Source organism: Sphingomonas sp., from assembly GCF_042096255.1.
In the GTDB taxonomy this organism is placed as follows: Bacteria; Pseudomonadota; Alphaproteobacteria; order Sphingomonadales; family Sphingomonadaceae; genus Sphingomonas.
Genome location: NZ_JBELLZ010000002.1, coordinates 83746 through 90959, shown reverse-complemented (window position 1 = coordinate 90959; position 7214 = coordinate 83746). Strand labels below are relative to the sequence as shown.

The window sequence follows — 7214 nt, the reverse complement described above, 5'->3', positions numbered from 1 at the left end:
GTCGAGGTATTGGACGATACCGCCGTGCCCGGACGCTTGAGCTGCTCGAGCTTGGCGTAGAGCGCCTGCTTGATGTCGAGGCGTTCGACGATCGCCTCGACGATCCAGTCGCATTCGGCCACCCGCTCGAGATGGTCGTCGATATTGCCCGTTTCAACGAGCTTCGCCGCAGCCTTCGACATGAAGGGCGCCGGATCGGTCTTCAGCATCTTCGCGACCGCACCCTTCGCCACGGCGTCACGATCGCCGCCCTCCTTGGGCACGATATCGAGCAGCAGCACCGGCACGCCGGCATTGGCGACCTGCGCTGCGATGCCGGCGCCCATGACGCCTGCGCCGATCACGCAGACCTTCCTGATGGCTTCCGGCGGGGCGCCGGCTGGCTTGATGGCCTGCTCGCTCATTCCGCCGCCTCCAGGATGGTGGCGATGCCCTGACCACCGCCGATGCACTGGGTCGCCAGCGCGTAGCTGCCGCCTTCGCGCTTCAGCAGAGCCGCAGCCTTGCCGACGATCCGCGCACCCGTGGCACCCAGCGGGTGCCCGATCGCGATAGCGCCGCCGTCCAGATTGACCTTCGACTGGTCGAGCCCCAGATCGCTGATGCAGGCCAGTGACTGGCTCGCAAAGGCTTCGTTGAGTTCGACAACGTCAAGCTGATCGACGGTGAGACCGGCACGCACCAGCGCCTTGCGCGAGGCCTCGACCGGTCCGATCCCCATGATCTCGGGCTGACAGCCCGACACGGCCACCGACTTGATGCGGGCAAGGATCGGCAAGCCATGCTCGCGCGCATAGTCCTCACTGGTCACCAGAACCGCGCTGGCGCCGTCGGTCAGCGGCGATGACGTCCCGGCTGTTACCGTACCGTCCTGGCTGAACGCCGGCTTGAGGCCGGCAAGCGCTTCGGCCGTGGTGCCGGGGCGCGGCGTGCCGTCCTTGTCGACCACGCCGGCCTTGGTCGTGATCGGAACGATCTCGGCCGCGAGCTTGCCAGCCGCGATCGCGGCGGCCGCCTTGTCCTGGCTGGCGACCGCAAAGGCTTCCTGCTGCGCACGGCTGATCTGATATTTGGTCGCGACATTCTCGGCCGTGTCGCCCATGCCCATATAGGCGCCGGCATTCTTCTTCGCGAGCTCAGGATTGGGCAGAGGGTTGAACCCCATCATCGGCACCCGGCTCATCGCTTCCACGCCCGCGCAAATGAACGCCTCGCCCGCGCCAAGCTGAATCTGACCGGCAGCGATATGCACCGAACTCATCGACGAACCGCAGAAACGATTGACGGTCATGCCCCCGACCGAAAGCGGCAGATCGGCGAGAAGACCGATCAGGCGCGCGACGTTGAGGCCCTGCTCGCCCTCGGGAAAGGCGCAGCCAAGCACGATATCCTCGATATCCTCAGCCTTGACGCCGGTCTGCTCGATCAGACCGCAGATGACCTGGGCGGCGAGATCGTCAGGTCGAACGCGCGCAAGAGCGCCCTTCCCCGCCAGATGGAAGGGAGACCGGGCATAGCCCGCAATTACCACATTACGCATCGATCGTAACCTCTCCGAGAATCGCACATTGCCATTGACCTAATGGTGCTCATAATGACCTATACGTCAACTAGATTCTTTGGCACATGGAGTGCGTCTGGACGTGCTCAAGCGATTCGAAGCCTAGGCGCACGCGGGGAAGACGGTGGCGCGACCGGCGGGCAGTCACGCAGAGCGGACGCCCGCGCCAGACCTGGCCCAGGTCCGACGAAGGAAGGCGCTCATGCATTTCTCCGAGCATCCGCTGCGGCGCCAGATCGTCAACGAGATGCATTTGCGCCGCTTTCCGCGCCTCGACCCGCCGGCGGTCGCTTATCAGATCGTCAGGCTCGTTGGTGATGCCGTGCAGGACGAGGAATGGGACGCACTCGAACGATGTTCCGGCGCCTCTTTGGATCGCGGCACGCGGCACCTCGAACTGGAATGGTCCGAGCGCTGTCGGATCGGATGGGAAAAGCATAGCGAAGCCATAACGACGACCGTGACAGGCGTTCATTCGGCAACGGAGCAGGAGCCATGGACCTTGCCCGGCGTCGGTCCTCTGGCGGCGGCGGTCGACTGGATGACCTGTCTTCCGGGGCATGTCGTGCGTGCAACCCAGATCTTCATCGTCACGGACGACAGCGGCGCTGAAGCCCTGGCGCAGCGTGCAGGCTTTCATCCCTCCGACCTCATATCCTGCCTCGTCGGGGAAAAGATTCGTATTTGGACCGATTTTCGTATTCACGACGAAGGCTTCGGGCGCCTGATCATATCGGCCAATGGGGCGGGCGATGGCGAGCTCTCCCGCAGCATCCAGCGACTTCAGGAACTCGGCAACTACCGCAATCTGTCCCTGCTCGGCCTCCCGGTCGCGCGCGCCGGCTGGGCAAGGCTGGATGCCATCGAACGCGATCTCGACGAAACCGGGCGCGCACTTGTTGGAACTGGTCAGAGCGACGACATGCTGCTCGCGTCGCTGTCCAGTCTCACCGCTCGTCTCCTTGCCCTGTCGAGCGAGACGGATCAGCGTCTCAGCGCCACCTCCGCCTATGGCAAAATCGTCACCGAGCGACTGGCCGAGCTCCATGTCCGCCCGATCGCCGATCATCAATCGCTGGGCGATTTTATCGGACGCCGCTTCTACCCGGCCGTACGCACCTGCCGCGATTTCCAGACGCGGCTTGCCCAGATCAGCCTGCGCGCTGCGCAGTTCACCGCGCTCCTGCGCGCGCGTATCGAAACCCAGATCGAAAACCAGAATGCCAGGCTTCTGGCTTCGGTCGATCGCAGCGCGCGGATGCAGTTGCGCCTGCAACACCTCGTCGAAGGCCTCTCGGCCATCGCAGTGAGCTATTACACGCTCGGTCTCGTCAGCTATCCGCTCAAGGCGATCGAAAAGCTCGTACCGACCTTCTCCGCGACATTGGTGCTCGGCGCTTTCGCGCCCCTCCTGTGTGTGGGCGCCTTTGTCGCAATGGCGCAGGCGCGCAAGCGTGCAACCAGAGACCTTCCGTCTGCCGTGCATCCCGCTCGCGGCAGCGATTGACACCTCGAGACGCGTCGAAGACCTAATCGGCATCATATTGACGATTTATGCCCTTGACTAACCTATACGTCACTTAGAAGGTAAGGGCAGGTCGATTCGCCGAGTATCGCATCGATCGTAGGCAAGACAGCCACTTCAAAGCGGCGCAGCACTTACAGGAGAGGATATGTCGATCGTCCTGATAGCATTGGCTGCGGCAGCAGCGTCCCTGCCTGCGGATACCGTCGTGGGCCGCTGGCAGACCGAAAGCCGGCACGGCATCGTCGAGATCACGCGCTGCGGCGCGTCGATCTGCGGCACGCTGGTCAGTTCGGACGGTATTCGTGCAAACCCACAGTTGCGCGACGAAAAGAACAAGAAGCCGGAATTGCGCGCACGCGAACTGCGCGGTCTGCAGATTCTCCAGGGCTTCCGCTGGAGTTCCGACAGCTGGTCGGGGGGCAGCATCTACAATGCCGAGGACGGCGGCACCTATGGCGCAACGGTGACGATGGTCGATCGCGACCATCTCAAGCTCAAGGGCTGCATCGTCTGGCCGCTCTGCAAGACGCAAACCTGGGTCCGGGTTCGCTAGTCTGCAAGGATTTCAAGGTTCAACAAAAGGGAGGTGGAGCATGCGGGGTAAGTGTCTGAAAATCGGGGCGGCAAGTTCGGCCTTGATGGCCGGTCTGTTGGTGCCGCACATGGCGCAGGCACAGGGCTTCTATCTGCAGGAGCAGTCGGCGCGCGGCGCAGGCCGCGCTTTTTCCGGCGAGGTCGCCGATCAGGGATCGCAGTCCCTCTGGTGGAATCCGGCCGCGATCGGCGGCGTCGAAGGGATCGACGCGCATATCGCTGCGAGCGCCATCCTGCCCAAAGGCTCGGTCGACAACGTCAGTACACTGATTGTCCGTCCGAGCCAGGCTCCCGCAGCCATCGGTGGCGACCAGCGGTCGCGCAACCCGATCAATAATGGACTCCTGCCCTCCGGCGCGATCGCAGTCGCGCTATCGCCGCAGCTAGCCGTTGGCCTCACCATCGCATCGCCGTACAGCTTCACGACCGATTACGAAGCGACGAGCTGGGTGCGCTATACAGCGGACAAGACCAAGCTGCGCACATACGACATTCAACCCTCGGTCGCCTTCCTGCTGACGCCCAATCTGAGTATCGGCGGCGCGCTCAACGTCGAATATGCCGACGCGACCCTTTCCAACTATCTGCCCAACCTCTCGCCGCTCCTCGCCGATGGCCATCAGGAACTCGACGGCAACGGCTGGGATCTGGGCTGGTCGGCAGGCGTCCAGTATCGCGCGGGGCCAGTGTCCCTGGGGGCAAGCTACAAGTCGAGCGTCAAGCACACGCTCAAGGGCTCGATCACGACCACGGGTCTCCTGGGGCCGCTTGCTGGCCAGAACAATGTGATCAACACCGACGCGACCTTCCGAACGCCCTGGCAGGCCATCTTCGGCGCACGCGTCGCCGTCACGCCGAAGCTGACCCTCAACGCCCAGGCGGTGCGCATGGGCTGGTCCAAGTTCGATGCGATCCGGCTGGGTGCGCCGCTCAACGCCGCCATCCCGGAGAATTACCGCGATACATGGAGCCTGGCGGGCGGCGTAGACTATGCGGTCTCGCCGCAATGGACCGTCCGCGCCGGCGTGCAACATGGACAGACGCCCACGCAAGACGGCAACCGCGACGCGCGTGTGCCCGACAGCAACCGTTGGAACTTCGCTGCGGGGACGAGCTACGCCGTCTCCTCGCGCTTCACGATCGACGCGGCCGCCGCCTATATCGCCTTCAAGGATGCAACCATCGACAGGACTACCGCCGCCTACGCCGGAACAGCGGTGCAAACCCCGATCATCGTCAACGGCAAGCTCGAAGATGCGCATGCCGTGGTGTTGTCGCTCGGCGGACATTTCCACTTCTGATGCTGGAGGCAGCCATGTCGGAGCCCGCCTTCAGCGAATCGCCCCTCCCGGAGGAGCCGCCGATCCCCCGGCGGCTCCTGACCGACCTGCTCGACAACGCGGTCAAGCTGTATCCCGAGCGCCCGGCGATCGATTTTATGGGGCGTAGCTGGAGCTACGCTGAGCTGGCGAAGCTTGTCGAGCGCGCCGCGCGGGGATTGCAGGATCAGGGCCTCAAAAAGGGCGATCGGTTCGGCCTGTGCCTGCCCAATTGTCCCTATTTCGTGATCCTTTACTTTGCCGCGCTGCGCGTCGGGGCAATCATCGTCAATTTCAATCCGCTCTACACCGAGCGAGAGCTTGAACATCAGATCAAGGATTCGGGTACCCGCATGATCGCGGTGCCCGACATCCGCATGATCCACGACAAGGTGCAGGCGGTTGCGCCCCGCGCGGGGATCGACAAAATCGTGCTCTGCGGAATGCGCGACATGTTGCCCAGCCTTCAGGGGCTTGGCTTCATGCTCTTCAAGCGAAAGGAGCATGCGAGAATCCTCGACGAGCGCCTGCATGTCCGCCTCAAGGCCTTGCTCGCCAATCCGGCGGCCCCCGACCCCGTCGCAACCGATCCGGACGATGTGGCCGTTCTGCAATATACCGGCGGCACGACCGGAGTCCCCAAGGGAGCGATGCTCACTCACGCCAATCTGACCGCGAACAGCGCGCAGATGGTGGTGCATGTCGGCGGCCTTCGCCCGCAGCAGGAGCGCACACTCGGTGTCCTGCCCATGTTCCACGTCTTCGCGCTGACCACCGTCCTCAACTTCTCGGTCGAGATCGGCGCCGAGATGGTCCTGCTCCCGCGCTTCGAAATGAAGCAGGTGCTCAAGACCATGAAGCGCAAACCCCCGACCCAATTCTTCGGCGTGCCGACGATCTACGTCGCCCTGAACGGTCTTCCCGATGAGGAGGTACCCGATCTTTCCGAAGTGCGCGCGTGCATTTCCGGCGGGGCGCCGCTCCCGCTCGAAGTGCGCGAGCAGTTCGAAGCGCGTACGCGAGCCAGAGTGGTCGAGGGCTACGGCCTCTCCGAAACCGCTCCAATCATTGCCTGCAACCCCTTGTTCGGGCTGATCAAGGACAATAGCTGCGGCCAGCCTTTCCCAGGCACCATCATCGAGATCCGCGACCCGGCAAACCCCTCCCACATACTTGGCCAGGGCGAGCGCGGCGAGGTCTGCGCGCGCGGTCCGCAGGTTATGAAGGGCTATTGGCAGCGTCCGGACGATACGGCCGCGGTGTTCGTCGACGGCGCGCTGCGCACAGGCGACATCGGCTATCTCGACGAGGACGGCTATCTGTTTCTGGTCGACCGCATCAAGGACATCATCTTCTGCGGCGGCTATAACGTCTACCCAAGGATCATCGAGGACGCGGCCTATCAGCATCCAGCGATCAAGGAAGCCGTCGCCATCGGCATACCCGATGCATATCGCGGTCAGTCACCAAAGCTCTTCATCGCCCTCAACGACGACGCGAGTCTCACCGCCGATGAGCTCAAGGCATTCCTCCAGGATCGCCTCAGCAAGATCGAGATGCCCAAGGCCTTCGAGTTCAGGGACAGTCTCCCCAAGACGCTGATTGGAAAGCTTTCCAAGAAAGAGTTGATCGAAGACGAGAACAAAAAGCTCGCTTGAGCATCGATCCCCTGCCAAGCTTCGCGATTGGTTCAGACGTCAGCGTAGCTTGGAGGATTGGAGTACCGCTATGGAGAAAACACTCCACCTCGACCAGGACAGCGCCCAAGTGCCTGCGTCGTCGGCGGACGCGTCAGTGGCTCGCCACGAGCCTCGCGCTCGAGGCGACACGGACAGCAGGGTTCAGGGCATACAAGACGTCGCCAAGGAACTCGGTCTCACGCTTCGGACGCTGCGATTTTACGAGAAGGAAGGGCTCATCTTCCCCCAGCGGGTCGGAAACACACGGGCCTATTCAAAACGCGAAATCGGACGGATACAGCTCATCCTGCGGGGTAAGAGGCTGGGATTTTCGATCAAGGAGATCAAGGAGTTTCTTGACCTCTATGATGCCGATCCCGACCACAAGGAGCAGATGGAGCGCTTGATCGCCAGAATACGGGAAAGGCTGGTCGATCTCAAAAGTCAGAGGACCGCGCTCGACCTGACGATTGAGGAACTGACTTTGATCGAGAAGGATGCGCTGGAAAAATTGCACTGTGGGTAATTCGATG

Annotated in this window: 7 protein-coding genes; 5 read left to right on the top strand and 2 right to left on the bottom strand. The window is 62.8% G+C overall.

Features of this window, described 5'->3' with window-relative positions; translation table 11 throughout:
- Positions 1-404, bottom strand: a 404-nt coding sequence (locus tag ACFDTH_RS00945; protein WP_375285615.1) for a 3-hydroxyacyl-CoA dehydrogenase family protein, incomplete at its 3' end; no start/stop codon positions are given.
- On the bottom strand, positions 401-1540 hold the full coding sequence (locus ACFDTH_RS00940) for a thiolase family protein (RefSeq protein WP_375285623.1): 1140 nt from the start codon (positions 1538-1540) through the stop codon (positions 401-403). The genes ACFDTH_RS00945 and ACFDTH_RS00940, both read right to left, overlap by 4 nt.
- A gap of 223 nt (positions 1541-1763) precedes the next feature.
- Between ACFDTH_RS00940 and ACFDTH_RS00935 the strand changes: the two genes are divergently transcribed.
- From ACFDTH_RS00935 to ACFDTH_RS00915, 5 genes are all read left to right on the top strand, one after another.
- Complete coding sequence (locus ACFDTH_RS00935) at positions 1764-3068, top strand: DUF3422 domain-containing protein (RefSeq protein WP_375285614.1); 1305 nt, start codon at positions 1764-1766, stop codon at positions 3066-3068.
- Positions 3069-3234: 166 nt separating this feature from the next.
- Positions 3235-3642 (top strand): DUF2147 domain-containing protein, encoded by a 408-nt coding sequence (locus ACFDTH_RS00930; RefSeq protein WP_375285613.1) that lies wholly within the window; start codon positions 3235-3237, stop codon positions 3640-3642.
- Between the two features lie 40 nt (positions 3643-3682).
- Positions 3683-4984, top strand: a complete 1302-nt coding sequence (locus ACFDTH_RS00925; protein WP_375285612.1) for an OmpP1/FadL family transporter — start codon at positions 3683-3685, stop codon at positions 4982-4984.
- Positions 4985-4998: 14 nt separating this feature from the next.
- The gene (locus ACFDTH_RS00920; protein ID WP_375285611.1) at positions 4999-6660 is read left to right on the top strand and encodes a long-chain fatty acid--CoA ligase; all 1662 of its coding nucleotides are present in this window, start codon (positions 4999-5001) and stop codon (positions 6658-6660) included.
- Positions 6661-6730: 70 nt separating this feature from the next.
- Complete coding sequence (locus ACFDTH_RS00915) at positions 6731-7207, top strand: MerR family DNA-binding transcriptional regulator (protein WP_375285610.1); 477 nt, start codon at positions 6731-6733, stop codon at positions 7205-7207.
- Positions 7208-7214 lie beyond the last annotated feature (7 nt).